Below are 24283 nucleotides of genomic sequence, written 5' to 3'. Positions count from 1 at the left end.
GTAGGAGCCTCAATGCAGGTTGGGCTGGGCGCCTTGGCCCTTTTCGTCGATCATCGCGCCCCGTCGGAAGCGGTCGAGCCGGTAGGCGACCGCCGTCGGATGAGGCTCGTCCCGGGCGATGAGATGCGCGAAGCAGTAGCCCGAAGCCGGCGTGGCCTTGAAGCCGCCATAGCACCAGCCGCCGTTGAAATAGAGCCCCTCGACCGGCGTGCGGTCAATGAACGGAGAGCCGTCCATGGACATGTCCATGATCCCACCCCAGGTCCGCAGCAGCCGCGCCCGGCCGATCATGGGCATGAGCGCCATGCCTCCCTCGGCCACGTCCTCGATCACGGGCAGGTTTCCCCGCTGGGCGTAGGAGTTGTAGCCGTCGATGTCGCCGCCGAAGACCAAGCCCCCCTTGTCCGACTGGCTGACATAGAAATGGCCGGCGCCGAAGGTCATGACGCCGTCGATGACGGGCTTCAGCCCCTCGGTCACGAAGGCCTGGAGCACATGGCTCTCGATCGGGAGCCGCAGGCCCGCCATCGCCATCACGGTCGAGGAGTTGCCCGCGACGGCGATGCCGACCTTGAGCGCGCCGATGTAGCCGCGCGTGGTCTCGACGCCCAGGACGCGGCCGTTCCGGATCCGGAACCCGGTGACCGCGCAGTTCTGGATGATGTCGACGCCATGCTCATCGGCGCCACGGGCATAGCCCCAGGCCACCGCATCATGCCGGGCAGTCCCACCGCGGCGCTGGAGCAGGCCGCCCTTGATGGGGAAGCGGGCGTGGTCGAAGTTCAGGAACGGGTACATGGCCCGCACCTGCTCCCGGTCCAGCAGTTCGGCGTCGGCGCCATGAAGGATCATGGCATTGCCCCGGCGGGTGTAGGCGTCGCGCTGCGCGTCCGTGTGGAACAGGTTCAGGATCCCGCGCTGGCTGACCATCGCATTGTAATTGAAGTCCTGCTCCAGCCCTTCCCAGAGCTTCATCGAGAACTCGTAGAACGGCTGGTTGCCGTCCAGGAGGTAGTTGGACCGGATGATCGTCGTGTTGCGGCCGACATTGCCGCCGCCGATCCAGCCGCGCTCGAGAACCGCGATCCGGGCCCGCCGGAATTCCTTGGCAAGGTAGTAGGCTGCGGCGAGCCCGTGGCCGCCGCCGCCGACGATGATGATGTCATAGGAGGGCTGGGGGTCGGGGTCGCGCCAGGTTGGCGTCCATCCCTTGTGCCCCGTCAAAGCCTCGCGGAAGACCCGCAACGCCGAGAATCTCATGGTCCGTCTTTGCCTTCGGCTGCGCTGTTGGAAGAACCGGAACCGGCAGACCTGCATGCCGCTGCCGGTCCCGGAACGATCATGAACGACCCCATCTGACCGGCGGCGCCGTCGGCATGGGCCGACGCCGCTGCCACGGCCGCACCGGTCAGATGTCCAGGGTATTGTCGCGCTCCCACCCAGAGAAATGGGCCATGTACGAGTTCCATTCGTCATGCTTCAGCTTGAGGAAGGCTCTGGAGAATTCCTCGCCCATCATGGCTTTCAGGGTCTCGTCCTTGTCGTACTCGCGCAGCGCATCGAGCAGGTTCAGCGGAAGCTTGGGCGCCCCCCTGACCGTGTGCCCCTGGGTGTACATGTCGATGTCGTGGCGCGGACCCGGATCGGCGCTGCTGCGGCACCCATCAAGGCCCGCCGCTATGATCACCGCCTGCAGGAGATAGGGGTTTGCCGCCCCGTCCGGCAGCCGAAGCTCGAACCGCCCCGGACCCGGCACCCGCACCATGTGCGTCCGATTGTTGCCGGTCCACGTGACGGTGTTGGGCGCCCAGGTCGCCCCCGACACGGTACGGGGGGCGTTGATCCGCTTGTAGCTGTTCACCGTCGGGTTGGTGATCGCGGCCAGCGCCGAGGCGTGCTTCATGATCCCGCCCAGGAAGCAGCGCCCCCGATCCGAAAGGCCCAGTTCCTTGCCCCCGTCGGCGAAGGCATTGCTCTGTCCATCGAGGTCCCAGACAGAGATGTGGGCGTGGCACCCCGATCCGGTCAGGCCCTTGAAGGGCTTGGGCATGAATGTGGCGCGTAGGCCGTGCTTCTCGGCAATGCTGCGCATCATGAACTTGAAGAAGGAATGCTTGTCGGCGGTCCTGAGGGCGTCGTCGTACTTCCAGTTCATCTCGAACTGGCCGGTCGCATCCTCGTGGTCGTTCTGGTAGGCCTCCCAGCCGAGCTGGAGCATGTAGTCGCAGACCTCGGCGATCACATCGTAGCGGCGCATCACCGCCTGCTGGTCGTAGCAGGGCTTGACCGCGTTGTCGTAGGGATCCGACACCTGCGACCCATCGGCGTTGAGCAGGAAGAACTCAGGCTCGACCCCCGTCTTCACGCGCAGGCCTTCCTTGGCGGCCTCGGCGATGAGCTTCTTGAGGACGTTGCGCGGGGCCTGCTCGACCAGCTCGCCTTCCATGGTCGCGGTCGCGGCGACCCAGGCGACCTCGGGCTTCCACGGCAGCTGGATGACCGAGGACGGATCGGGAATGGCCATGAGATCGGCATGCGCCGGTGTCAGGTCGAGCCAGGTCGCGAAGCCCGCGAAGCCCGCCCCGTCCACCGACATGTCGGCGATGGCCTGTGCGGGCACCAGCTTGGCCCGCTGCCCGCCGAACAGGTCGGTGTAGGAAATCATGAAGTACTTGACACCGTTGGCCCTGGCAAACTCGGCCAGATCCTGAACCTCGCCGCTCTGTCCTTCCCAGGGGCCCCGGTGAATGTCCTGCGCCACGTTGCGTCTCCCTGTCTTGGTGCAAGGCCCCGGTTGATCCGGGGACCGTTCGGTTCACATCCCGGTCCGGCCGGGGATCCAGTTCGTTCCTGCCAGGGGGACGCCCGCCATGGCGGCCGCCTCGATGGTCAGCGCGCACAGGTCCTCGGGCTCGAGGTTGTGGAGGTGCGACTTGCCGCAGGCGCGCGCGATGGTCTGTGCCTCCAGCGTCATCACCTTGAGGTAGTTCCTGAGCCGCCGCCCCCCCAGGATCGGATCGAAGCGACCGTAAAGCTCCGGATCCTGGGTGGTGATGCCGGCGGGATCGCGGCCCTCGTGCCAGTCGTCATAGGCCCCGGCCGTGGTGCCCAGCTTGCGGTATTCCTCTTCCAGAGAGGGATCGTTGTCTCCCAAGGCCACGAGCGCCGCCGACCCGATCGCGACCGCGTCCGCGCCCAGCGCCAGAGCCTTGGCGACGTCCGCACCGCTGCGAATGCCACCCGAGACGATGAGCTGCACCTCGCGATGCATCCCGAGGTCCTGAAGGGCCTTCACCGCCTGCGGGATGCAGGCCAGCGTCGGCATGCCCACATGCTCGATGAAGACGTCCTGCGTGGCAGCGGTGCCGCCCTGCATCCCGTCCACGACGACGACGTCCGCCCCGGCCTTCACCGCCAGCGCGGTGTCGTAATAGGGCCGCGCGCCGCCCACCTTGACGTAGATGGGCTTCTCCCAGTCGGTGATCTCGCGCAACTCAAGGATCTTGATCTCGAGGTCGTCGGGCCCTGTCCAGTCCGGGTGCCGGCAGGCCGAGCGCTGGTCGATCCCCTTGGGGAGGTTGCGCATCTCGGCCACGCGGTCGCTGATCTTCTGTCCCAGCAGCATCCCGCCGCCGCCAGGCTTGGCGCCCTGCCCCACGACGATTTCGATGGCATCGGCACGGCGCAGGTCGTCGGGGTTCATGCCGTAGCGCGAGGGCAGGTACTGGTACACCAGCGTCTTGGAGTGCCCCCGCTCCTCCTCGGTCATGCCGCCGTCGCCGGTGGTGGTCGAGGTGCCCGCTTCGGTCGCGCCGCGCCCCAGCGCTTCCTTGGCGGGGCCCGAGAGCGCCCCGAAGCTCATCCCCGCGATGGTCACGGGGATGTCGAGGTGGATCGGCTTCTTGGCGTGGCGGGTGCCCAGCCAGACGTCGGTCGAGCACTTCTCGCGGTAGCCTTCCAAGGGATAGCGGGAAATTGAGGCGCCCAGGAACAGCAGGTCGTCGAAGTGCGGCAGCTTCCGCTTCGAGCCGCCGCCGCGGATGTCATAGATGCCGGTCGCCGCCGCGCGGCGGATCTCGGCGTTGGCGTCGTTGGAGAACGTCGCGGAGAACCGCGGGGGCGTGCGCAGGAACTCGGTCACGGGCGGAGCCTCAGTAGGACGACGCGTTGTCGATGTTGAAGTTGTAAAGCTTGCGGGCCGAGCCGTAGCGGCGGAACTGCGAGGGATCCGCCGTCGCATCCGCCTCGCCCCGTTGCAGAAGCGTTTCGAGGACCTCGTAATGCTCGGGCCGCATCTCCTTCTCGATGCAGTCGGCCCCGAGGCTCTTCACCTGGCCGCGCACGAAGAGCCGCGCCTCATAGAGCGAGTCGCCCAGCGCCTCGCCCGCATCCCCCAGCACCACCAGGTTGCCGGACTGGGCCATGAAGGCGGACATGTGGCCGATGTTGCCGTGAACGACGATGTCGATGCCCTTCATCGAGATGCCGCAGCGCGATGAGGCGTTGCCCTTGATGACGAGCAGCCCCCCTCGCCCGGTGGCGCCCGCGTATTGCGACGCGTCGCCTTCCACGATGACGGTGCCGGACATCATGTTCTCGGCGACGCCCGGTCCGGCCGAGCCGTCGACGCGGATCGTGGCCTGCTTGTTCATGCCGGCGCAGTAGTAGCCGGTGGTGCCCCGCACGATGATGTCGATCGGGGCGTCCACCCCTACGGCGATCGCATGCGACCCCTTGGTGTTGACGATTTCCCAGGCCGTCTCGTTCGTCTGACCCCTGAGCTGGTGGAGCATCTCGTTGAGGGCCCGGAGCCCTTGGGCAGCGAGATCGAAGGTCTGGCGGGGACGGTCCAGGTCAGAGCGGGCGATGGTCGCGGTGTGCAGCATCAGCGTTCCCAAAAGTAGACGGTGGCGGGCTCGGGCTCCCAGACGCGGGCGGCTTCGATGCCCGGAAGGGACACCATCGCACGGTATTCGGACCCGAAAGCGACGTACTGGTCGGTTTCGGCCATCACTGCAGGCTTGCAGGCGATCGGATCGCGCACCACGCCGAAGCCGTTCCTGGTGCCCACGACAAAGGTGAAGAAGCCATCCAGATCGGTGAGCGTGGCCTCCATCGCCTCGCCCAGGCCGGATCCATTCCTGATCTTGTGGGACAGGAACGCTGCCGCGACCTCGGTGTCGTTCTCGGTCTCGAAGGCCATGCCATCGCGCTTCAGGCTGCGGCGGACGGCGTTGTGGTTGGACAGCGAGCCGTTGTGGACCAGGCACTGGTCCGGACCGGTGGAGAACGGATGCGCGCCCGCCGTCGTCACAGCGGATTCGGTGGCCATGCGCGTGTGGCCGATGCCATGCGTCCCGGCCATGGAGGCGATCTCGAAACGGGCGGCCACGTCCTTGGGCAGACCCACTTCCTTGTAGATCTCGATCCCTTCCCCGGCGCTCATGATCCGAACGGCGGGACGGAGCGCCCGGACCGCAGCCCTAGTCGAGTTGAGCCGGTCGTCCGGAACGTCGATGACGGCGTGAGTGTCCTTGACCGCGACCTGAACCGGGGCACCAACCGCTTGCTCGAGGTCCGCCTGCAGGCCGTCGAAGTCGCTTGCCGGATCGGGCGACTGCACGGTCAGCTTGGCACGGCCATCCCGGGCACGGCGGTAGATCGCGATGCCGGCGCTGTCGGGGCCGCGGTCCGTCATCGTCGCCAGCATCTCGGCGAGCATCGCCCCGAGCTGCGGCTCAAGTGTTGGGTCCTTCAGGAACAGGCCCACGATTCCGCACATGCCATTCGCCTCCGTGCAACTCACGGCAAATGGCTACTCCGATCAGACCGTCATATCAACCCTCAGGAATAAGTTTTCACCTCCGGGCAATCATGGCTGGGGGTAGGAGATGATGGACAGGTACCGGGCCGGGAGCTTTTCGAGGATTTCCGGGCCGTGCTGCGCGTCGGCGTCGAACAGCAGGCTGTCCCCAGGCCGAAGGTGGAACAGCTGGTCGCCATGCCGGTAGGTCACCTCCCCCTCCAGCATGTAGAGGAGTTCGATCCCGTCGTGCTGGAAGGTCGGAAAGACGTCCGACTCCTCGGTCAGCGTGATGAGGTACGGCTCCACTACGACTCCCGCTGCATTCGAGCCGATATGCCCCAGCAGATGATACTGGTGTCCGGCCCGGGTCCCCCGACGTTCGATCTCGATGTGCTCGCCGGCCTTCACGTGCTGGACCTCGCGCCGCTCCTCGAAGCCACGGAAGAAGGCGGTGATGGGCGCCGAAAGTGCATGGCTTAGGGCCTGCAACGTGGCGAGCGACGGCGAGGTCTGCCCGTTCTCGATCTTGCTGAGCATCCCTATCGAGAGACCTGTCGCAGTGGCGAGATCGGCCACCGTCATCCCTTGCTGGCGGCGGTAGGCGCGGACTTCGCGGCCGATCGCACTTTCAAGGTTCCGGTCGGCGATCTCGCGGATCCGATGCGGGTCCTGATTGAGCGACGGTTTCTGACGGGAGATCCGGGGCGATGTCGATCCGATCGGGTCGTCGATGTTGTCCGACATATGCTGAGCGTCCTATGTCCTGATTTTTCCTGCAAGGAAACATGATGGGATAGCGGCGGCAACCCGAAAGCGACCAGCCGCAGGCCGACCTCTTCGAGGATTCGGGCCTAAGTTCATGACGGCGCTGGGCAAACATCACGGGAGAACCTCCGGCGGAGCGAAAGTGAACATACGTCCAGTGAACCGCCGGCCCCCTTCGGTCGTTGCGGACGGGACACGAGCACAAGGATGGAGCAAGCGCGATGCTGACACGCCGTCACCTGCTGGCCACAGGGCTGGGAACCTTGGCTGCCGCAGCCACCGGAGCCTGGGCGCAGGACGAGATTGCGGTGGCACAGATCCTTGCGCCCGAGTTGCAGCCCCGGATCGTCCCCATCCAGGCTGGCGTTCCGGCCGGTCAGGTTCATGTGGACCCGAACCGTTTCGCGCTGTACTGGACGCTCCCTGACCAGACGGCCATCCGCTACTCGTGCGGGATCGGCCGACCGGGGCTCTATGAGCCGGGCGTCTACTATGTCGGCGCCAAGAAGGAATGGCCCTCGTGGACGCCCACGCCCGACATGGTCGAGCGCGAGCCGGAGCTTTACGAGCCCTATGCCGAAAAAGGGATGCCGGGCGGGCCGGACAATCCACTTGGCGCCCGGGCGCTGTATCTCTTTACGGCTGACCGGGGCGATACCTTCATGCGCATCCACGGAACGAACGCCCCGCAGACCATCGGCGCGGCGGTGTCGAACGGATGCACGCGGCTCATCAACGCGGACATCATCGACCTGTATAGCCGAGTGCCGGCGGACACGCTGGTGTTCCTTTACCCGAAGAGCGATCCGCTGGCCGGGTGAGACCAGAGACAGTCGGCGGGGTCCGGGTCTTGGGCCGTCCAAGCCCTGCGCCCGGGCGATCCAGGCCGATCCCGACTGCACCGGACCGCTGAACTCGTGACGTGTTGTTCGATCGAGCAGCGATCGGACGCGCCATGGGGACGAAACTTCCTGCACCGAATGGATCGGGGTGGACCTGCGCCCCCCAGGCCCCGCTCAGTCGTCCGGTCCCGCTCCGGGCAGGGTCCGCTCACCATTGGCCGTGACCGAGGTAGTCGAGGTCCACCTCCGGAAACTCGTCCAGGCGGTCCAGGATCTGCTCGAGCGTCAGAAGATCGACGCGGATGAGGCTGGCCTTGTTGATCAGGTGCGTTCCGGACCTGCTCCGGAACGGGAGGAAGGGATCCCCCTCGGCCAGCAGGTCGCGGACCCGCTGACCCCACTGGACGTAGACGAGGCCCAGCAACTCCTCTCCGTTGGAAAGCAGGATCCGAAGGGGGATCCCGTACCTTTGCTGCTTCAGGTGGTGCTCCATGTTCTCCTGCCGAGGGTTGGTGCCAGGGAGTCGCCGAACCTCCTGCCGCCCTGTCGGGTCATGGCAACCCGGGGTGTCCGCAGCGCTCCTGACCGGGACGCTACGGGATCAGGGTTAACGGTTTCTTCCAGCAACGGACGCAGGGCGGCACGGCGGCCCGGCCCGTTCCCTCCTCGGCCCGAGGACGGGCCTGGATACCTTGCCGATCTCCACAACGTCGGCCATAGCCCTGCGTGATCAGCAGAGGGAGCGGGAGCTTGGAAGCGAATCCTCATGTCATCGTCGTCGGTGGCGGGATCATCGGCGCGTCGGTCGCATGGCACCTGGCACGGGGCGGCGCGCGCGTGACCGTCGTCGAAGGGGCCGAGCGTGGCGGCCTCGCGACCCCTCGGTCCTGGGCCTGGATCAACGCGAGCTGGGGTCACCCCGAGCCCTACATCCGCCTCCGCATGCAATCCATGGCGGAATGGCGCACCCTCCAGCCCGAAGTCCCAGGGCTGGATGTGAACTGGTGCGGTGGCCTCGTCTGGGATCTGCCGGATGCGGAGCTGCGCGCCTTCGTGGCGGAACGCGCCGCCCAGGGCTATGACATCCGTCTGGTCGAAGCCGACGAGGTGGCGGCCCTGGAGCCCGCCCTGTCCAACCCGCCCCGGATCGCCGCCCACTCGCCCGCCGAAGGCGCGATCGAGCCCCTCGAAGCGACGATGGCCATCCTTGCCGACGCCGAGCGTCGTGGAGCCCGGGTGATCTCGGGCCAGCCGGTCGATCGGATCCTGTCGGAATCCGGGCAGGTCGTGGGTGTCAGGCTCGCCGATGGCTTGGAGATTCGTGGCGATCAGGTCGTTCTCGCCACTGGCGCCACGACCGCGACGCTGGCCGCTCAGGTCGGGGTCCGGGTGCCGGTGGATGACCCCGCCGGGCTCCTGGTGTCCACCAAGCCGGTGCCGCCGCTCCTCAACGGGCTGGTGGTCGGGCCGGGGCTGGAGCTGCGTCAGTTGCGGGATGGCCGCCTGCTCGGGTCGGGTCACTACGCGGGCAGCGATCCCGGCACCGACCCGGATGCGGTTGCCGCGGCGCTCCTCGACGCCATCCGCGCCGGCGTCAAGGGCGGCGAGCGTCTGGAGCTGCACGGCTACACCATCGGCCACCGCCCCGTGCCGAGCGACGGCCTTTCCATAATCGGCCCAGCGGCGCCCGGGCTGCATGTCGCGGTGACCCATTCGGGCGTGACGCTTGCGCCGGTGATCGGACGCATCGTGGCCGAGGAGATCCTGACCGGGCGGCGCGATCCCATCGCCGACGGCTTCGGGCTGGACCGCTTTGCCCCATGATCGGGTCGGGCGGGGCGCATGGCCCCGCCCGCCCGTCCTCAGTATCCCTGCTCTTTGTCGCCGAACCATTTGGTCAGCAGGGCATTCAGCGACCCATCCTCCTTCATCGAGGTGATCGCGTCGTTGAACTTCTGCTTCAGCTCGGTGTCGCTCTCCCGCACGCCCATGCCGATCCCGCCGCCAAGCGGAACCGGATCGCCGATGAAGCTGAGCTCTCCGCCCGAGGCGTCGACGATCGGAGTGAGGAAGTCGGTGTCGGCGAACACCGCGTCGGCTTCGCCGTTCTGGACGGCCGCAATCGTCTCGTCCTGCGTGGCGAATTCGAGGAGGGTCGCGCCCGTCTCGGCGACATGGCTGGCCTGGAGGGTCGAGGTCTGCACGGCGATCGTGCCGGAGGTCACGTCGACGTCCGCCGAGAGGCCGACATAGCTCGACGGCGTGGGCGGGATGTAGTCCTGCGTGAAGTCGATGACCTCGTCACGCTCGTCCGTGATGCTCATGCCCGCCATGATGGTGTCGTAGTTGCCGGACACCAGGTTGGGGATGATGGAATCCCATTCGTTGGTGACCCACTGGCAGGTCAGCTGGGCGCGGGCGCAAAGCTCGTTGCCGAGCTCGACCTCGAAGCCGTCGACCTCGCCCTGGTCGTTGATGAAGTTGTAGGGAGGGTAAGCGCCCTCGGTGCCCATGCGGACGACGTCCTGCGCAGCCGCCGCGCCAGCAGCGACCGCCAGGGCGGCGGCGAGGGTCAGGGTTCTCATCTTCGGTCTCCTAGTTCGGATGATGCCATATGCGGTGCATCAAACGGCCTGGAGCGAACAATCACAAGCGCTGCTCTGGGTTCAGGGCGGACCGAAGAGGTTCATCGGCGGGCATGCCTGGCCCGTGCGGCGCCAGTCAGTCCAGAACCTGGAAATGAACCTCGGTCGGCTGGCACGCCGCTCCGTTGATCGGGACCATGTCCTGCGGAGGGTGTCCACCACCTGCTGGCCATGCGTGTTGACGATTCGCAGCGCCTGCCCGGCCGAAAGCCTTGCGGCGCGGCTGCGGCGCGCTGGCACGGTTCCCGGATCGGTCGTCAAGAGGTCGGCTCCTTGCAGGCCAGCCCTGGCCTGCCTGGTGGCGAAGTGCCCCGCGCGACGTGATCGCCGGCGGGGCATGGTCGGCTCAGGCCCCGACCTGGATCTGGAGCTTGACGTCCGCCGGGCGCCCTTCGGCGGCACGATCAAACGCTTCGATGCTGCGATCGAAGGAAAAGGTCTCGGTGATCAGCGGCTTGAGATCCACCTTGCCGGACGCGATCAGGTTCAGCGCCCGGTCGAAGACGTTCGCGTAGCGGAAGACCGTCCGGATCTCGAGCTCCTTCCCGATCGCGGCGGCCAGATCGAGCTGATGCGGCTCGACCGGGATGCCGACGATGACCAGCGTGCCGCCGGGTGCCGCGAGATCCACGAGCCCGGCGATCGCCCTGGGGCTGCCGCTCGCCTCGAACACCACGTCGGCGCCCCAGCCATCCGTCTCGCGCGAGACTGCCTCGACCAGGCTGCCCTGGGCGACGTTCACGGGAACGATGTTGGGGTACGACCCCGCGAGGTCGAGCTTCGGCTGGTGCACGTCCGAGATGATGACCTTGCTGCATCCTCCCGCCAGGGCAGCCAGCGCGACCATCAGGCCGATGGTGCCCGCCCCCGTGACGACGGCGACGTCGCCGGGCGTGATCCGCGCCTTGACGGCGGCCTGCATGCCGACCGCGAAGGGCTCCACCATCGCGGCCTCGGCAAAGCTGACGTTGTCCGGGATCTTGAACGTGAAGGCGGCGGGGTGAACGACCGTCGGGGCCAGCACGCCATGGACCGGCGGCGTCGCCCAGAAGCGCACCGCCGGGTCGACGTTGTACATGCCCAGCCGGGACGCGCGGGAGTTCGCGTCGGGGATCCCCGGCTCCATCGCCACGCGATCGCCCGCCTTGAGATGGCGGACGTTGGACCCGACCTCGACGACCGTGCCCGAAGCCTCGTGGCCCAGGACCATGGGCGCGCGGACCACGAAGGGTCCGATCGCACCGTGGGTGTAGTAGTGCACGTCGCTGCCGCAGACGCCGACCGTGTGGATCGCGATCCGCACGTCATCGGGGCCGAGCGTGTCATCCAGTTCGATGTCGCGAAGGGCCAGCCTGCCCTTCTCCTCAAGTACCAGCGCCTTCATCGCCACCCCCATGACTCGTGTTGGTTCCAGATGTGATTGAACAGATCACGCCGCTGCCGTCCATGGTCCGGCTGGCGCGCGGCGGATTTGCGAACAGTTCGGTCCGCTTGCGCCGCCCGACCGAAGCCCAGGTCGCCGTCCCGACTCCGCCCAGGAGATCAGCATCGGGACGCATCCCTGCACCCGGTCCGGGCGACTGGCGCAGCCTTGCCGGACAGAACGCGGCAAGGCGGCCCGCTGCGACGGGCGCGCATGGCAGGGTCGGACGCAGAGGAGGACCCGCATGATCATACGGCAACCCCGGCCCCGGAGGCTGCAACTCGGGGACAAGGTGCGACTGGCCCGAGGCACATCGACATGGGCGCAGCACTTCAACCTGCGGGATCGGACCGGCGAGGTCATCGATCTCATCGACGACGGCACGCCCGACTTCCGTGTCACCGTGGCCTTCGACGGCACCTGGCTGCCTCCTGGTCTGCCCGAGACGGTCTTCGAGAAGGTTCCGGACTAGACCCGCCCCGATCCGGCAGGGCTCAGTCGTCGGGCAGGTTTTCCCGGAACACGATCATGAGACGCGGGGGAACGACCGTGTAGGGCTTGCCCGCGGCGGCCGACGTGAGGGCGTTCAGCGCTTCCCGGGCCTCGACACGGGGGTTCTGGTCGATGACGGCGTCCATCACACCCTCAAGGACAAGCCGCTTGTTCTCCTCCGTGGCCTCGTGACCGATCAGGAGGACCTTCCCGGCGACGCCGCGCTCCCGCAGCGCCCGTGCAAGGCCGGCGTTCCCCGCGCCGGAATTGTAGATCCCCGCGAGATCGGGATGCGCATCGAGCAGCGCAAGCGCGATGTCGTGCGCCCGTTCGCCGTCGTCCATCGTCTCGCGCGGTTCAACGAGCCGCAGGCCGGGGAAATCCTCGGCCAGGACGCTGCGGAACCCCATCTCGCGCTCCTCGTGCCCCCGATAGGCGCGGAACCCGGCAAAGAACGCGACCTTCGCGCCCGACTTCGGACCGACAAGCCGGCCCATCACGTATCCGGCCAAGCGTCCGGCCTGACGGTTGTCGGTGCCCACGTAGGCGACGCGCGGAACGCCCTGCACATCCGACACCAGCGTCACGACCTGAGTCCCGCGCTGGGTCAGGCTCCTCATGGCCTGGCGGACGAAGGGGTGGTCCAGCGCCACGACCCCGACCCCGTCGAAGTGATCGGGCAGGTCCGAGAGCCGTCGGGCGAACGTCTCGGCGTTGAAGTCGTCGATCGTCTCGACCTCGACCTCCACGCCCGGGCGTTCGGCCGCCTGGGCCACGATCTGCGCCCGGAGCGCTTCGATGAAGGCGTTCGTCCCGGCCGGCAGCACGAAGGCCAAGCGGATGGGGCGGGCCGTCGCCTCGGGCGCCTCCATCTCCTCCGCGAGATAGCCGATCCGCCGCGCCGTGGAGAGCACGATCTCCCGGGTGCGCGGATGCACCCCCTGGCGATTGTTCAGCACCCGGTCGACTGTCGCGGAGGATACGCCCGCTTCCCGAGCCAGATCGAGCAATGTCACGCGCATGACGGCCGGGCCACTCCCTTGCAGATCCGTGGCGGGCCGTTCCCTCAGCCCCGCGCGTCGTCCCTGAGGCGATGCCGCAGGCAGGTCAAGCCCATGACCACCCCCTTTGGCGGTTGATGTATTCTGAGGTTCCCTGCCGGCCACTCGGCTCAAACTTCGCTCCTCCCGCTCTCGAGGCGCCACGTTGCATCCCGAACCCTCATCCAGGGAGGCGTCAGGACTGCCCGGACCATGGGGCCGGCCGGTTGGCGCGACGCTCGGCCTCCCGCCAGCTGCCTTGTTCAGTGCATCATCAAATCAATCACGCCTGACCGCAAGAATTGATTGACAGAGCGGCCACCCACATCAGAAAACATCACTCATGGGGCGCGACAACAACGAGACCCCGGATTCCAGGGAGGAGTCATGGCCAAACAGAACGGCCTCAGCCGGAGAGGGCTGTTGAAGTCCGGCTTCACGTTCGGCGTATACGGAGCGGCCGTCGGCATCGCCCCGCGGTTCATCCGGCCCGCCTGGGCCCAGGACGGCGCCCTCGCCCCCGGCATGATCGGCGGGCCAACGGGGTTCCCCGGAGCCGAGCGCTACCAGTACGGCCCCGATACGCCCGAGGGCCGCGCGATCGAAGCCGCGAAGGCCATGAAGGCCAACGGGTCGGCCCCGGCGCGCATCGTCCTGGGGCTGTCGGACGGGTCCATCGGCCAGCTCACGCAGCCGTTCCCGGCGGGGGCGCCGTCCGTCAAGGAGGTGTGGGAGCGGGAGACCGGGATCCCGATCGAGATCGTGGGCCTGCCGAACGGGCAGGAGTTCACGAAGGTGATGCAGGACATCTCCACGAGCGGCGGCGGCTACGACATCTACTCGGTCGAATGGAACCGCTTGGGCGACCTCGCGGAATCCGGCGGCATCGCCAATCTGGACGAGTTCGTGGCGGCCCACCGTCCCGAGTGGGACGACCCCGAGGACGGCTATGTTGGCGGCTCGCAAGGCGTGGCCCTTCTCAACCAGTATCGCGGCTCGACCTATGGGGTCTCGCTGGACGGCGACTTCCAGACCTGGGTCTACCGCAAGGATCTGTTCGAGGATCCGGCCGAGCAGGCCGCCTTCGAGCAGCAGCATGGGCGCCCCCTGGGCGTGCCGCTGACCTGGGACGACCATGCGCAGGTCGCCGCGTTCTTCCACCGGCCGGACAAGGGGCTCTTCGGCTCGACCGACCTCAGGAACCAGGGCTGGGGCTACACCAACTGGTACCAGCGCTACGTGAGCATGGCGGCCCCCAACCAGTTCCTGTTCGGGGATGACGGCTCGCCGCTGATCAACGGCGCGCAGGGCGTGCAGGCGACGCGCGAGTATGTCGACTCGCTCGCGCATCATTCGCCGGACGCTATCTCCTGGGGCTGGCCCGAGCAGTACGGCAATTTTGGCTCGGGCGGGGCGGCGATGACCTGCGCCTTCTCCAACCTGCCCAAGTTCCTCGACAATCCAGGCAACGCCGGCAGCACCGTCACCGGCAAGATCGGCTCCATGCTGCCCCCGGGCCGGCAGGTCGAGGGCGGGATCAACAGCCGGTCCGTGCTCTGGTATTCGCTCACCGGGATGGTGAGCGCCCAGAGCGAGGCGCCCGAGGCGGCCTACCTCCTGCTGCAATGGCTCGGTTCGGCGCGCATCTACGCGTGGATGTCGGCCAACCCGGGCGGCTACCTCGATCCGTTCCGGCTGTCGGACTTCAACGATCCCCTCGTGAACGAGACCTATCACGAATACCATGTGAAGGTCCTGCGCGAGACGGTGGCCCGCACGGTGCCGACGATCAACTATCCGGGCGCGACCGCCTTCCACAACGCGCTGGATGAAAGCCTCATGGCCGCGCTGACGGGCGAGAAGACACCCGAGCAGGCGATGGAGGACGTCGAATCCGAATGGACCCGGATCGTCCGGCGGACAGGCGAGGACAAGGTCGTGGACGCCATCCAGAAGGCCAAGGCCGCCTGGCCCACGACCATCGACGCGATGAACTGATTTCTCCCGGCCTGGGGGCGGGGTTCCGGCCCTGCCCCTCCTTTTCCTGAACGAAAGCTCCGGGTCCGATGACGCGTTCCCCCATCTTCGAAACCTTCCGCTATGCGGCGATCCTGATCGCCCTCGCCATCACGCTGGTGCCCATCCTCTGGATGGCCTCCATGGCCTTCAAGCCGATCCCGGAATGGCAGGCGACCGGCCAGAACCTGACCTGGATCCCCAAGGACCCGACTCTCGACAACTTCCGCTTCATCTTCGGGGAAAGCTCGTCGAACCTGATCGTGGCGCTGGACCGGACCGCGGTGCAACCGATCGTGGCGTCGCTGCTTGCCTCGGTCCTCGGCACCCTGATCGCCATGACGGCGGGCACGGCCGCGGCCTACGGGCTGTCGCGCTACGGATCGGGCCAGAACCTGCCCCTGGCGCTGCTTCAGCTCAGGCTGTTCCCGCCGATGGCCGTCATGATCCCGGTGATGATCATGTGGGCGTTCCTGGGCTTCATGGACACGTGGTGGGGCCTCGCGCTCATCTATGGGATCGTCACCCTGCCCTTCGCCTTCTGGCTGATGAAGACCTTCTTCGACGACATGCCGCGCGAAATCGAGGAAGCGGCCATGGTCGAGGGCTGCTCGCGGTGGCGGGTCTTCACACGGATCACGTTGCCGATGATGCGGGCGCCGCTCGCCTCGGCCGCGCTCTTCGTCTTCATCCTGAACTGGTCGGACTACCTGATCGCGCTCCTGCTCACCACGCGCGAATGGGTCACCATCCCGGTCTACATGGCGTCCCTGTCCTCCTCGATGACCGGGCAGCTCTATGGGGCCAAGGCGGCCCTCGGGCTGATCGCGGCGGTGCCGCCGGTCATCCTGGGCATCCTCATCCAGCGCCACCTCGTGCGTGGCCTCACCTTCGGGGCTCTCAAGCAATGACCCTCGCCGATGCGCCCCTGGCGCCCCCTGTCCCTCCGACGCCCGCCGAGGACGGCGCGCGGCTCGGGTTCCGCCTCACGCTGCCCGCGCAGGTGCTGGTGCTGTTCATCGCCGTCTTTCCGCTGCTCATGCAGCTCTACATCTCGCTGACCGACTGGTCGCCGCTGGCGGGCGTGGCCTGGCCCCGGGCCTGGGAGTTCTGGAACGGCTTCGCCAACTACTCGGACCTGGCGCAGGACGGGCGGCTCTGGGCGGCGCTGGGCCGGACGGCGCTGGTCATGGCGGTCTGCGTCCCCGTGGAGTTCCTGCTTGGCCTGAGCCTCGCCATGCTGTTCGTGGATGAATTCCCGGGCAAGCGCGTGGCCTATTCCATCCTGATCATGCCGATGATGGTCGTGCCTGCGGTGGCCGGCTACATGTTCTTCATGCTGTTCCAGTCGGGCGGACCCGTGAACGGCCTCCTGGGGACCCTTCTCGGGCGCGACATCGCCGTGGCCTGGCTATCGGACCCGACGCTGGCCCTGGTGGCCGTGATGATCGCGGACATCTGGCAGTGGACCCCGCTGATGTTCCTGATCCTGCTGGCCGGGCTCGTGGGCGTGCCGCAGGACCAGATGCGGGCGGCGACGCTCCTGGGCGCCTCGGCCTGGCAGCGGTTCCGCACCATCGCCCTCCCCCGCATGAAGACGATCATGATCATTGCCCTCGCGATCCGCGTCATCGAGAACTTCAAGATCTTCGATACGCTTTACATCATGACCGGCGGCGGCCCCGGCGTCGCGACCGAGACGATCAGCGTCTACATCTACGAAGTCACGACCCAGGACCTGATCTGGGGCTACGTGGCCGCCATCGCGCTGGCGATCCTCGTGATCCTCTCCGTGGCGGCGGTCTGGGCGATGAAGCGCATGGGGAGGGCCGCGGCATGAGCGCGATCCACCTCGAGCATCTGGCGAAGCGCTTCGGCGGCTTCACCGCCCTCAAGGCCATGGACCTTCGCATCGAGGACGGCGAGTTCATGGCCCTCCTCGGGCCGTCGGGCTGCGGCAAGTCCACCACCATGAACATGATCGCCGGGATGGAGACGCCCAGCGAGGGCCGCATCCTCTTTGGCGACCGCGACATGGCCGGCGTGCCGATGGCGCGGCGCGGCGTGGGCTTCGTCTTCCAGAACTACGCCATCTTCACCCACATGACGGTGCGCCAGAACCTGAGCTACGGCCTGCGCATGACCGGCCGGCCCAAGTCCGAGGTGGAGCGGCGCACGCTCGACATGGCCGAGTTCCTGCAACTGACGCCGCTTCTGGACCGGCGGGCGGACCGGCTTTCGGTCAACATCCTCCAGCGCGTCGCCATCGGCCGGTCGGCGGTGATGGAGCCGGCCATCTTCCTCCTCGATGAGCCGCTGTCCAATGTCGACGCGGCCTTCCGCGCGGTGATGCGGACCGAGCTGAAGCAGCTCCAGCGGCAGTTCCGCCAGACCATGGTCTACGTGACCCATGACCAGCTCGAGGCGATGACCATGGCCGACCGCATCGCGGTCATGGACCATGGCGTGCTCCAGCAGGTCGGGCGGCCCATCGACGTCTACAACGATCCCGCCAACACCTTCGTGGCCGCGTTCATCGGCTCCCCGGGCATGAACCTTCTCCGGGGGCGCCCGGTGCGGACGGACCGCGGCCTGGCGGTGGACCTGGGCGTCCTGGGCGTCACGCCGCCCCTGGCCGCGCCGCAGGCCCGGGCCGCGGAGCAGGCCCGCGGGGAGGTGATCTACGGCTTCCGGCCCGAGCAGACGACCCTGGCCCGGGAGGGGATCGCAAGCCCCGTCTCCTTCGTCGAACGGATCGGCGCCCGCAGCATCGTCCACCTCGGCGACGGCCCTGCCGTGTTCAAGGCCGTCTTCGAGAACGACGTCCCGGCCGCTGTCGGCGATGTCGTCCGCGTCCTGCCGCACGCCGACGCGGTCCGCCTGTTCGACGCCCAGACCGGAAAGGCCCTCTGATGTCCGAGATCGCCTTCCGCAACGTGACCAAGCGCTATGGCGCGACCCTGGCCGCCGACGACCTCACCTTCACGATCCGGGACAACGAGTTCTTCTGCTTCTTCGGCCCGCCGCTGGCCGGGAAGACGACGATCCTGCGTCTCATCCTGGGTCTGGAGACGCCGGACGCCGGAGAGATCCTGATCGACGGCCGCCCTGTCACGCATGTGCCGCCCGCGCAGCGGAACGTCGCCATGGTGTTCCAGAACCTCGCCCTGTTCCCCCACATGACGGCCGAGGAGAACGTCCGCTTCCCTCTCGTGGAACGGCGGGAACGGCCCGAGGTCATCGCCGCGCGGCTGCGCGACGTGGCGGCCAAGCTGCACATCGGCCACATCCTCCACAAGCCGCCCGCGCAGCTGTCGGGCGGCGAACGGCAGCGCGTTGCGATCGCGAGGGCGCTGGTGCGGGACCCGGTCGCCTATCTCATGGACGATCCCATCTCCGCGCTCGATGCCCGCCTGCGCGAGGAAACCCGGGTCGAGCTCAAACGGATCCAGCGCGAGGCCGGGCGCACCCTGGTCTATGTCACGCATGACCAGGAGGAGGCGATGTCGGTCGCGGACCGCATGGCCATCCTCGAGAACGGGCGGATCCGGCAGATCGGCACGCCCTCGGAGGTCTACGACCGTCCGGCCAGCGCCTATGTCGCGCGGCTGCTGGGCGCGCCGATGATGAACATCCTGCCCATGACGCGCACGCCGCAGGAGGCCGAGGCTGCAGGTGGCGCCATCCGCCTGCCGCTGCTCGACCTGCCCTCCGGCGCCGCCCAGATCGGCGTGCGGCCCGAGAACCTGCGGGTTCTGCCCTGGCAGGGCGACGGCACGCCCAGCCGCGTCGCCGACGTGGAGCCGCTGGGAGGCTATACGGTCGTCACCCTGGACGCCGGAGCCGTGCCGCTTCGCGCGCTCCTGCGCGGGCAGCCGGATATCCGCATCGATTCACGCGTGGCGCTCCGGGTCGACCCGGGCCGCGCGCATTTCTTCGGCGAGAGTGGCGAAGCGCTCCGCCTGGCCCCGGGAGGATCGGCATGAACGACATGAGCACAAGCGCACAGGGCTTCGCTCCGGACCCCGAGGTCCGGACCAGCAGCCTTCGCATCGGTTGCATCGGCGCCGGCATGATCATGGCGGAATGCCACCTGGCCGCCTACAAGGAGGCCGGGTTCCCGGTCGCGGCCATCGCGTCGCGCACACAGGCCCGCGCCCAGGGGGTCGCGGACCGGTACGGGATCCCGACGGTCCACCCCACGCCCGAAACCCTGATCGAGGATCCGTCCATCGAGATCCTTGACATCGCCTATCCGCCGGACCAGCAGCCTGCCCTGATCCGCCATGCCCTCCGGCAGCCGCATATCAAGGGGATCCTGGCGCAGAAGCCACTCGCCCTCACGCTCGCGGACGCCATCAGCCTGCGGGACGAGGCCGCGGCCGCCGGCAAGATCCTGAGCGTCAACCAGAACATGCGCTACGACCAGTCGATGCGCGTCCTCAAGCAGATCCTCGACCGCGGGGACCTGGGCGAGATCGTCTTCGCCCAGATCGACATGCACGCGATCCCGCACTGGCAGGCCTTCCTCGAGGACTACGACCGGCTCACGCTGGCCAACATGAGCGTGCACCACCTCGACGTGCTCCGCTTCCTGTTCGGCGACCCGGACGAGATCACCACCATCACCCGCAAGGACCCGCGGACGACCTTCGAGCACTCGGACGGCATCACCGTCTCGACGCTCCGCTTCCCGTCCGGAGTCCTTGCGCTGAGCCTCGAGGACGTGTGGTCCGGCCCGCGCGAGGGGGGCTACACGGACGACCAGCACATCGGCTGGCGCGTCGAAGGGACGGACGGCGTCGCCAAGGGCACCATCGGCTGGCCGACGGGCGCCGCCTCGACGCTGTCCTATGCGTCGAAGCGGACGACCGATGGCGAGTGGATCACGCCCAGCTGGGGGACCATGTGGTTCCCCCACGCCTTCGTGGGCGTCATGGAGCAGCTCCAGCACGCCGTCGCCACGGGCACGCCGCCTGCCCTCTCGGTTGCGGACAACGTGAAGACCGTGGCCCTGATCGAGGCCGGCTACCGTTCGATCGCCGAGCGGCGGACGGTGCGGCTCGATGAAATCGACATCCGATAAGACCTGATAGGGGAGGAACGACATCATGATGCAAACGGGGATCTTCACGGGCTATTTCCCGTATGGCCTGGAGGAGACCGCGAAGCGCATCCGGAGCCACGGGTTCAACACCGTCCAGCTCGACCTGCACTTCAAGGACATCGACCTGAGCCACGGCCAGATCACCGCGGACAAGGCCAAGCGCGTGCGCGACACCTTCCGCGACAACGACCTGCCGATCAGCTGCATCTCGGGCTACACCAACATCATCCACCCGGACGAGGATCATCGGAAGCAGAACGTCGAGCGCCTGAAGGAGATCATCCGCAACGCCCGGCTGTTCGGCACGCCCTACGTCATCTCCGAGACCGGCACCTTCAACACCGAATCCGAGTGGATGTCGGATCCCAAGAACCGGACCGAGGAAGGGTTCGAGACCTGCCGCAAGGTGATCGCCGAGCTCGCGCAGGAGGCCTATGACCACGGGTCGATGTTCCTGCTGGAAACCTACGTGAACAACGTCGTGGGCTCGGTCGAGGAAACGGTCCGCATGTTCGCCCAGGTCGATCATCCCGGCCTGGGCCTGTTGATGGATCCCACGAACTACTTCGAGGACCACAACATCGACCACATGGACAAGGTGCTGAACCAGGTCTTCGACACGCTGGCCGACAAGATCAAAATCGCCCATGCCAAGGACGTGGCCCGCGCCCAGGACAGCAGCGAAAAGCACGCCGACATCGGCGACGACGACGCCCTGGCCTCGCACACGTTCCGGGGCGTGGGGGCCATCGCCCTCGATGCGCCAGGGATGGGCGTCCTCAACTACGACCTGTACCTGAGGCGGCTGAGCGAGAAGCACCCGAACATCCCGATCATCATCGAGCATCTGGACGAGGCCGACGTGCCCCGTTCCAAGAAGTTCCTTGAAGACAAGATGCGGGCCAACGGCCTCTGACCTTCCAGGGCCGCCCGCATGTCGGGCGGCCCTGCCCCGACGACAGGACAAGACTGACATGCCTGAGCTTTTCGGACGCACCCTTTCCCGCCGCGACGTGGCGGCCCATGCCGGGTCGCTGTCGGCCTTCGGAGGCGTGCGCCTGGTCACCCTGGGCGATGGCCCCGAGCGTGGCGTGCGTCTGCTCGAGTTCCGCACCGGCTCGGGCCTGCGGTTCACGGTCGCGGTCGACCGGGCCATGGACATCGTGGAGGTCGAGCACAAGGGCCGGTCGATCGGCTGGCATTCCCCGACCGGCCTCCGCCACCCCGGGTTGCACGAGGTGGAAGGCGAGCAGGGCTTGGCCTTCGCCCGGTCGTTCACAGGGTTCCTGGTGACCTGCGGCCTGGACCACATCCTCGGGCCCGACGAGGTTCCGGCCGACAATTACAACTATCCCGGGAAGAAAACGGTGAAGCACGTCCTTCATGGCCGCATCACGTCGATCCCCGCCCGCCTGACCGGCTACGGCGAGCGATGGGAAGGGGATCGCTGCGTCCTGTGGGTCGAAGGCATCGTAGCCCAGTCCGCCGTGTTCGGCGAGAACCTCCATCTTCATCGCCGGATCGAGGCCGACCTGGGCGGCGACGAGATCCGCGTGCAGGACCGCGTGGTGAACCAGGGCTTCCTGCGGACGCCGCACATGTTCTTCTACCACGTCAACCTGGGCCATCCGCTGCTGGAGGACGGCGCGCGCTACCTTGCGCCGATCCGCGAGGTGATCTGGGCCGCCCATTCCGGCCCCCGCTACCAGGCCCAGGGCGTGGGCTACCGCCGCGCGCCGGCCCCGGCGCTCGACTTCGTCGAGCAGGTCTGGCAGCACGAGATGGCCGCCGACGGCGATGGCCGGGTGCCGGTCGCCCTGGTCAACGACCGGCTGGGCCTCGGGGTCGAGGTGGCCACCCGCAAGGACCAGCTTCCCTGCGCCTACGAGTGGCAAAACTTCCAGGCCGGCAGCTATGCTTTGGGGATCGAACCCTCGACCCATCACGTCCTGGGCGACAACGCCGCGCGCGACCGGGGCGAGATGATCTGGCTCGGTCCCTTGGAGGAACGCTCCTACGAGTTGCGGGTCCGCGTGCTCGATGGGGCTGCGGCGCTCTCCGACGCCGAGGCGCGGATCTCGGCCATCGCCATGCAGCCGCAGGAGGACTTCCCCGAGCCGTCGGGCCGCTTCGGGCCGCTCAGGGGCGCGCAGGATGGCGGAGCGTCATGACGACGGCTCCAGCTGCCCTGCTGCCGGGCCATCCAGCGCTGTCGGGCTGATCCACGGATCGCCTCGACTTTCACCAGGCCAGTCCCGAACGGGGACCGGCGTGACTACCATTGAGGATATGAATGCGAAAGAAGCCGACCGTAGCCGACCTGCGTGCGCTGAAGGGACAACGGCAGCTGACCATGCTGCGCTACTTCAGCCTCGACGAAGCCCAGGCCGCCGAGGAGGCGGGCATCGACGTGGCCTCGGTCCCGCCCGAGCTGCTCACCGATCCACGGTACCGAGATGTGGCCCCATCCATCTTTTCCATGACCGGCAAGACGCATCTGGAGGCCGGCACGAAGGAGGATTACCTCCGCTGGTCCGGGCAGATGATGCAGGCAGGAGCCGACGCCATCTACTGTTCCGGCAGCCTCGACACCGTGGCCTTCCTCGCGCGCGAGCACATCCCGGTGGTGGGCCATGTCGGCCTGGTCCCGTCCCGCGCGACCTGGACCGGCGGCTTCAAGGCCGTGGGCAAGACCGCCGACGAGGCGCTGCGGATGTACGACGAGGTGAGGGCCTACCAGGACGCGGGTGCCTTTGCGGTCGAGATCGAGGTCGTCCCCGTCGAGGTGGCGACCGAGATCAGCCGACGCGTGGAGATCCTGCTCTGGTCCATGGGCTCGGGGCCGGGCTGCAATGCGCAGTACCTGTTCGCGGAGGATATCCTGCGGACGAACTGCGGGCATATGCCTCGGCACTCCAAGGTCTACCGGGACTTCTCGGCGGAGTTCGACCGTCTCCAGCGCGAACGGGTGTCCGCCTTCCGGGAGTTCATCGCGGATGTCGAGACGGGCGCCTATCCGGAGGACAAGCACCTCGTGCGCATGAAGGAGGACGAACTGAGCGCCTTCCAGGCTCGGTTGGACAAGGTCTGACCGAACACGGCGGGTGTCGTCCGGACCTGCGGCACGGCGTTGCCGAAGGAACGCCCAACACAGGATGTCCTAGCATGGGTCCCGGTCTCCAGCCCAGGCACCTGCGGATCAGGCGCAACAGCCCCTCGCGCCATCAGCTGAGCGCCTGGAACTCCACCCGCCGGTTGGCTCCCGCCCGGGGATCCGAGGGCTCGAAGAGGAACCGCTCTCCGAGTCCGACGGCTTCGAGGCGATCGGCGGTCATCCCGCACTGGCCGATGAAGTAGCGTCGCACCTCCTCGGCGCGGAGCAGCGACAGCTTCTCGTTGTACTCCGCGCTGCCGGCCGCGTCGGTATGGCCCACGATCCGGAACAGGTTGATGCCGCTGTCCTTCATCACATGGCAGAGCTGGTCGAGCTTGGGCAGCTGATCCTCGGCCAGCACGGCGGAATCGAAGGCGAAGGTCACCCGCACGTTGACCTGGAGGCTTTCGTCGAGCTGGCCGAACACGACGGTTCCCGGCGTTGCCATCGAAGGGTTGGCGGCAGCGGTTACGGTGGTTCCCAAGGCATCCGACCCTGCGGGTTGGGCCAGTCCCTCCGCGCCCGCCGTGGCCGGATGGCGGCTGCGGTCCGAACCGCGCCCTGCGAGTTGCTGGTCGGACGCATCAGGATCGGCGGGCTGCATGAGCTGGTCCTGGACGGCTGGCGCGACGTCGTCCTGGACTGTTTCGGAGGTCGCAAGGTCCGGACTGGTCGAAAGGTCGTCGACGGTCACGAGCTCCAGGCCCCGGGCCATGCCCAACCCACCCTGCCGGGCGGACTGGAAGGCGTCCCGCTGCCGCGTGAAGAGGTCGAGGAGCTCCTCGTCGGTCATCTCCTGCGCGAGGACGGGCACCGGTGGAACGATCAGGAGGCAGAGCAGGAGGCCGAAAGGAAGACGCATGTCGCACCCGGTCGGCTACAAGAAACGGATTACCTTGACCCAAGGTTAAGGTATGCTCGCCGTCAAGGCAATTCACAACCCTGGCGGGACCTCGCATGCCTGATCACGGGGACACGTCTTGCAGGCGGCTG

At 67.5% G+C, this 24283-nt stretch carries 24 protein-coding genes; 12 read left to right on the top strand and 12 right to left on the bottom strand.

The features are described 5' to 3' along the window. Positions 1–9: 9 nt before the first annotated feature. The 6 genes from J3P31_RS09970 to J3P31_RS09945 all read right to left on the bottom strand — a co-directional run bounded on the left by J3P31_RS09970 (position 10) and on the right by J3P31_RS09945 (position 6550). Positions 10–1260 carry a sarcosine oxidase subunit beta family protein gene (locus tag J3P31_RS09970; protein WP_210528282.1) on the bottom strand — a complete coding sequence of 417 codons (1251 nt, stop codon included), beginning with the start codon at positions 1258–1260 and terminating at the stop codon, positions 10–12. A 148-nt stretch (positions 1261–1408) separates the two neighbouring features. Continuing rightward, positions 1409–2761 carry a type III glutamate--ammonia ligase gene (gene glnT, locus J3P31_RS09965; protein WP_368373057.1) on the bottom strand — a complete coding sequence of 451 codons (1353 nt, stop codon included), beginning with the start codon at positions 2759–2761 and terminating at the stop codon, positions 1409–1411. A gap of 54 nt (positions 2762–2815) precedes the next feature. Further along, complete coding sequence (locus J3P31_RS09960) at positions 2816–4141, bottom strand: FMN-binding glutamate synthase family protein (RefSeq protein WP_368373056.1); 1326 nt, start codon at positions 4139–4141, stop codon at positions 2816–2818. Between the two features lie 10 nt (positions 4142–4151). Then, positions 4152–4886, bottom strand: a complete 735-nt coding sequence (locus J3P31_RS09955; protein ID WP_210528280.1) for a GltB/FmdC/FwdC-like GXGXG domain-containing protein — start codon at positions 4884–4886, stop codon at positions 4152–4154. Beyond that, positions 4886–5782 (bottom strand): class II glutamine amidotransferase, encoded by an 897-nt coding sequence (locus tag J3P31_RS09950; RefSeq protein WP_210528279.1) that lies wholly within the window; start codon positions 5780–5782, stop codon positions 4886–4888. The genes J3P31_RS09955 and J3P31_RS09950 overlap by 1 nt, the downstream gene beginning before the upstream one ends. Positions 5783–5872: 90 nt before the next feature. Further along, the gene (locus J3P31_RS09945) at positions 5873–6550 is read right to left on the bottom strand and encodes a helix-turn-helix domain-containing protein (RefSeq protein WP_210528278.1); all 678 of its coding nucleotides are present in this window, start codon (positions 6548–6550) and stop codon (positions 5873–5875) included. Between the two features lie 242 nt (positions 6551–6792). Here J3P31_RS09945 and J3P31_RS09940 point away from each other — a divergent pair, with 242 nt between their 5' ends. Next, positions 6793–7392, top strand: a complete 600-nt coding sequence (locus J3P31_RS09940; protein ID WP_210528277.1) for a L,D-transpeptidase — start codon at positions 6793–6795, stop codon at positions 7390–7392. Between the two features lie 229 nt (positions 7393–7621). Here the strand turns inward: J3P31_RS09940 and J3P31_RS09935 are convergent, their stop codons facing one another. Further along, positions 7622–7906 (bottom strand): DUF6812 domain-containing protein, encoded by a 285-nt coding sequence (locus J3P31_RS09935; RefSeq protein WP_210528276.1) that lies wholly within the window; start codon positions 7904–7906, stop codon positions 7622–7624. A gap of 257 nt (positions 7907–8163) precedes the next feature. Between J3P31_RS09935 and J3P31_RS09930 the strand changes: the two genes are divergently transcribed. Next, positions 8164–9237 carry an NAD(P)/FAD-dependent oxidoreductase gene (locus J3P31_RS09930; RefSeq protein ID WP_210528275.1) on the top strand — a complete coding sequence of 358 codons (1074 nt, stop codon included), beginning with the start codon at positions 8164–8166 and terminating at the stop codon, positions 9235–9237. A gap of 38 nt (positions 9238–9275) precedes the next feature. Here J3P31_RS09930 and J3P31_RS09925 read toward each other — a convergent pair whose 3' ends face one another. The 3 genes from J3P31_RS09925 to J3P31_RS09915 all read right to left on the bottom strand — a co-directional run bounded on the left by J3P31_RS09925 (position 9276) and on the right by J3P31_RS09915 (position 11442). Next, positions 9276–9998 (bottom strand): transporter substrate-binding domain-containing protein, encoded by a 723-nt coding sequence (locus J3P31_RS09925; RefSeq protein WP_210528274.1) that lies wholly within the window; start codon positions 9996–9998, stop codon positions 9276–9278. Positions 9999–10079: 81 nt separating this feature from the next. Further along, positions 10080–10397 (bottom strand): DUF1989 domain-containing protein, encoded by a 318-nt coding sequence (locus tag J3P31_RS09920; protein WP_210528273.1) that lies wholly within the window; start codon positions 10395–10397, stop codon positions 10080–10082. Between the two features lie 7 nt (positions 10398–10404). Then, on the bottom strand, positions 10405–11442 hold the full coding sequence (locus tag J3P31_RS09915) for an NAD(P)-dependent alcohol dehydrogenase (protein WP_210528272.1): 1038 nt from the start codon (positions 11440–11442) through the stop codon (positions 10405–10407). 283 nt (positions 11443–11725) lie between these two features. Between J3P31_RS09915 and J3P31_RS09910 the strand changes: the two genes are divergently transcribed. After that, a complete protein-coding gene (locus tag J3P31_RS09910; RefSeq protein ID WP_210528271.1) occupies positions 11726–11953 on the top strand; it encodes a hypothetical protein in 228 nt (75 codons plus the stop codon). Between the two features lie 22 nt (positions 11954–11975). On the opposite strand, the gene J3P31_RS09905 is transcribed toward J3P31_RS09910, so the two are convergent. Continuing rightward, the gene (locus J3P31_RS09905) at positions 11976–12995 is read right to left on the bottom strand and encodes a LacI family DNA-binding transcriptional regulator (protein ID WP_210528270.1); all 1020 of its coding nucleotides are present in this window, start codon (positions 12993–12995) and stop codon (positions 11976–11978) included. Positions 12996–13400: 405 nt separating this feature from the next. Between J3P31_RS09905 and J3P31_RS09900 the strand changes: the two genes are divergently transcribed. The 9 genes from J3P31_RS09900 to J3P31_RS09860 all read left to right on the top strand — a co-directional run bounded on the left by J3P31_RS09900 (position 13401) and on the right by J3P31_RS09860 (position 23227). Next, positions 13401–15011, top strand: a complete 1611-nt coding sequence (locus J3P31_RS09900) for an extracellular solute-binding protein (protein WP_210528269.1) — start codon at positions 13401–13403, stop codon at positions 15009–15011. Positions 15012–15079: 68 nt separating this feature from the next. Beyond that, positions 15080–15940: a carbohydrate ABC transporter permease gene (locus J3P31_RS09895; RefSeq protein WP_210528268.1), complete on the top strand. Its 861-nt coding sequence runs from the start codon at positions 15080–15082 to the stop codon at positions 15938–15940. After that, positions 15937–16869, top strand: coding sequence for a carbohydrate ABC transporter permease (locus J3P31_RS09890; RefSeq protein WP_210528267.1), 933 nt, complete (start codon positions 15937–15939; stop codon positions 16867–16869). Before J3P31_RS09895 ends, J3P31_RS09890 begins: the two co-directional genes overlap by 4 nt. Further along, complete coding sequence (locus J3P31_RS09885) at positions 16866–17942, top strand: ABC transporter ATP-binding protein (protein ID WP_210528266.1); 1077 nt, start codon at positions 16866–16868, stop codon at positions 17940–17942. Before J3P31_RS09890 ends, J3P31_RS09885 begins: the two co-directional genes overlap by 4 nt. Continuing rightward, positions 17942–19015, top strand: coding sequence for an ABC transporter ATP-binding protein (locus tag J3P31_RS09880; RefSeq protein WP_210528265.1), 1074 nt, complete (start codon positions 17942–17944; stop codon positions 19013–19015). Before J3P31_RS09885 ends, J3P31_RS09880 begins: the two co-directional genes overlap by 1 nt. After that, entirely contained in the window at positions 19012–20115 is a 1104-nt protein-coding gene (locus J3P31_RS09875) for a Gfo/Idh/MocA family protein (protein ID WP_246849399.1), read from the top strand. Before J3P31_RS09880 ends, J3P31_RS09875 begins: the two co-directional genes overlap by 4 nt. 25 nt (positions 20116–20140) lie before the next feature. Next, on the top strand, positions 20141–21052 hold the full coding sequence (locus J3P31_RS09870; RefSeq protein WP_210528264.1) for a sugar phosphate isomerase/epimerase family protein: 912 nt from the start codon (positions 20141–20143) through the stop codon (positions 21050–21052). Positions 21053–21110: 58 nt separating this feature from the next. Further along, positions 21111–22307, top strand: a complete 1197-nt coding sequence (locus tag J3P31_RS09865; RefSeq protein ID WP_210528263.1) for an aldose 1-epimerase family protein — start codon at positions 21111–21113, stop codon at positions 22305–22307. Between the two features lie 122 nt (positions 22308–22429). Next, the gene (locus tag J3P31_RS09860; RefSeq protein WP_210528262.1) at positions 22430–23227 is read left to right on the top strand and encodes a 3-methyl-2-oxobutanoate hydroxymethyltransferase; all 798 of its coding nucleotides are present in this window, start codon (positions 22430–22432) and stop codon (positions 23225–23227) included. A gap of 133 nt (positions 23228–23360) precedes the next feature. Here the strand turns inward: J3P31_RS09860 and J3P31_RS09855 are convergent, their stop codons facing one another. Then, positions 23361–24152 carry an OmpA family protein gene (locus J3P31_RS09855; protein WP_210528261.1) on the bottom strand — a complete coding sequence of 264 codons (792 nt, stop codon included), beginning with the start codon at positions 24150–24152 and terminating at the stop codon, positions 23361–23363. Between the last annotated feature and the right edge of the window lie 131 nt (positions 24153–24283).

Origin of the sequence: Rubellimicrobium arenae, assembly GCF_017916275.1 — a bacterium.
Classification (GTDB): Bacteria; Pseudomonadota; Alphaproteobacteria; order Rhodobacterales; family Rhodobacteraceae; genus Rubellimicrobium; species Rubellimicrobium arenae.
This window is presented reverse-complemented; position numbering and strand designations above follow the sequence as displayed.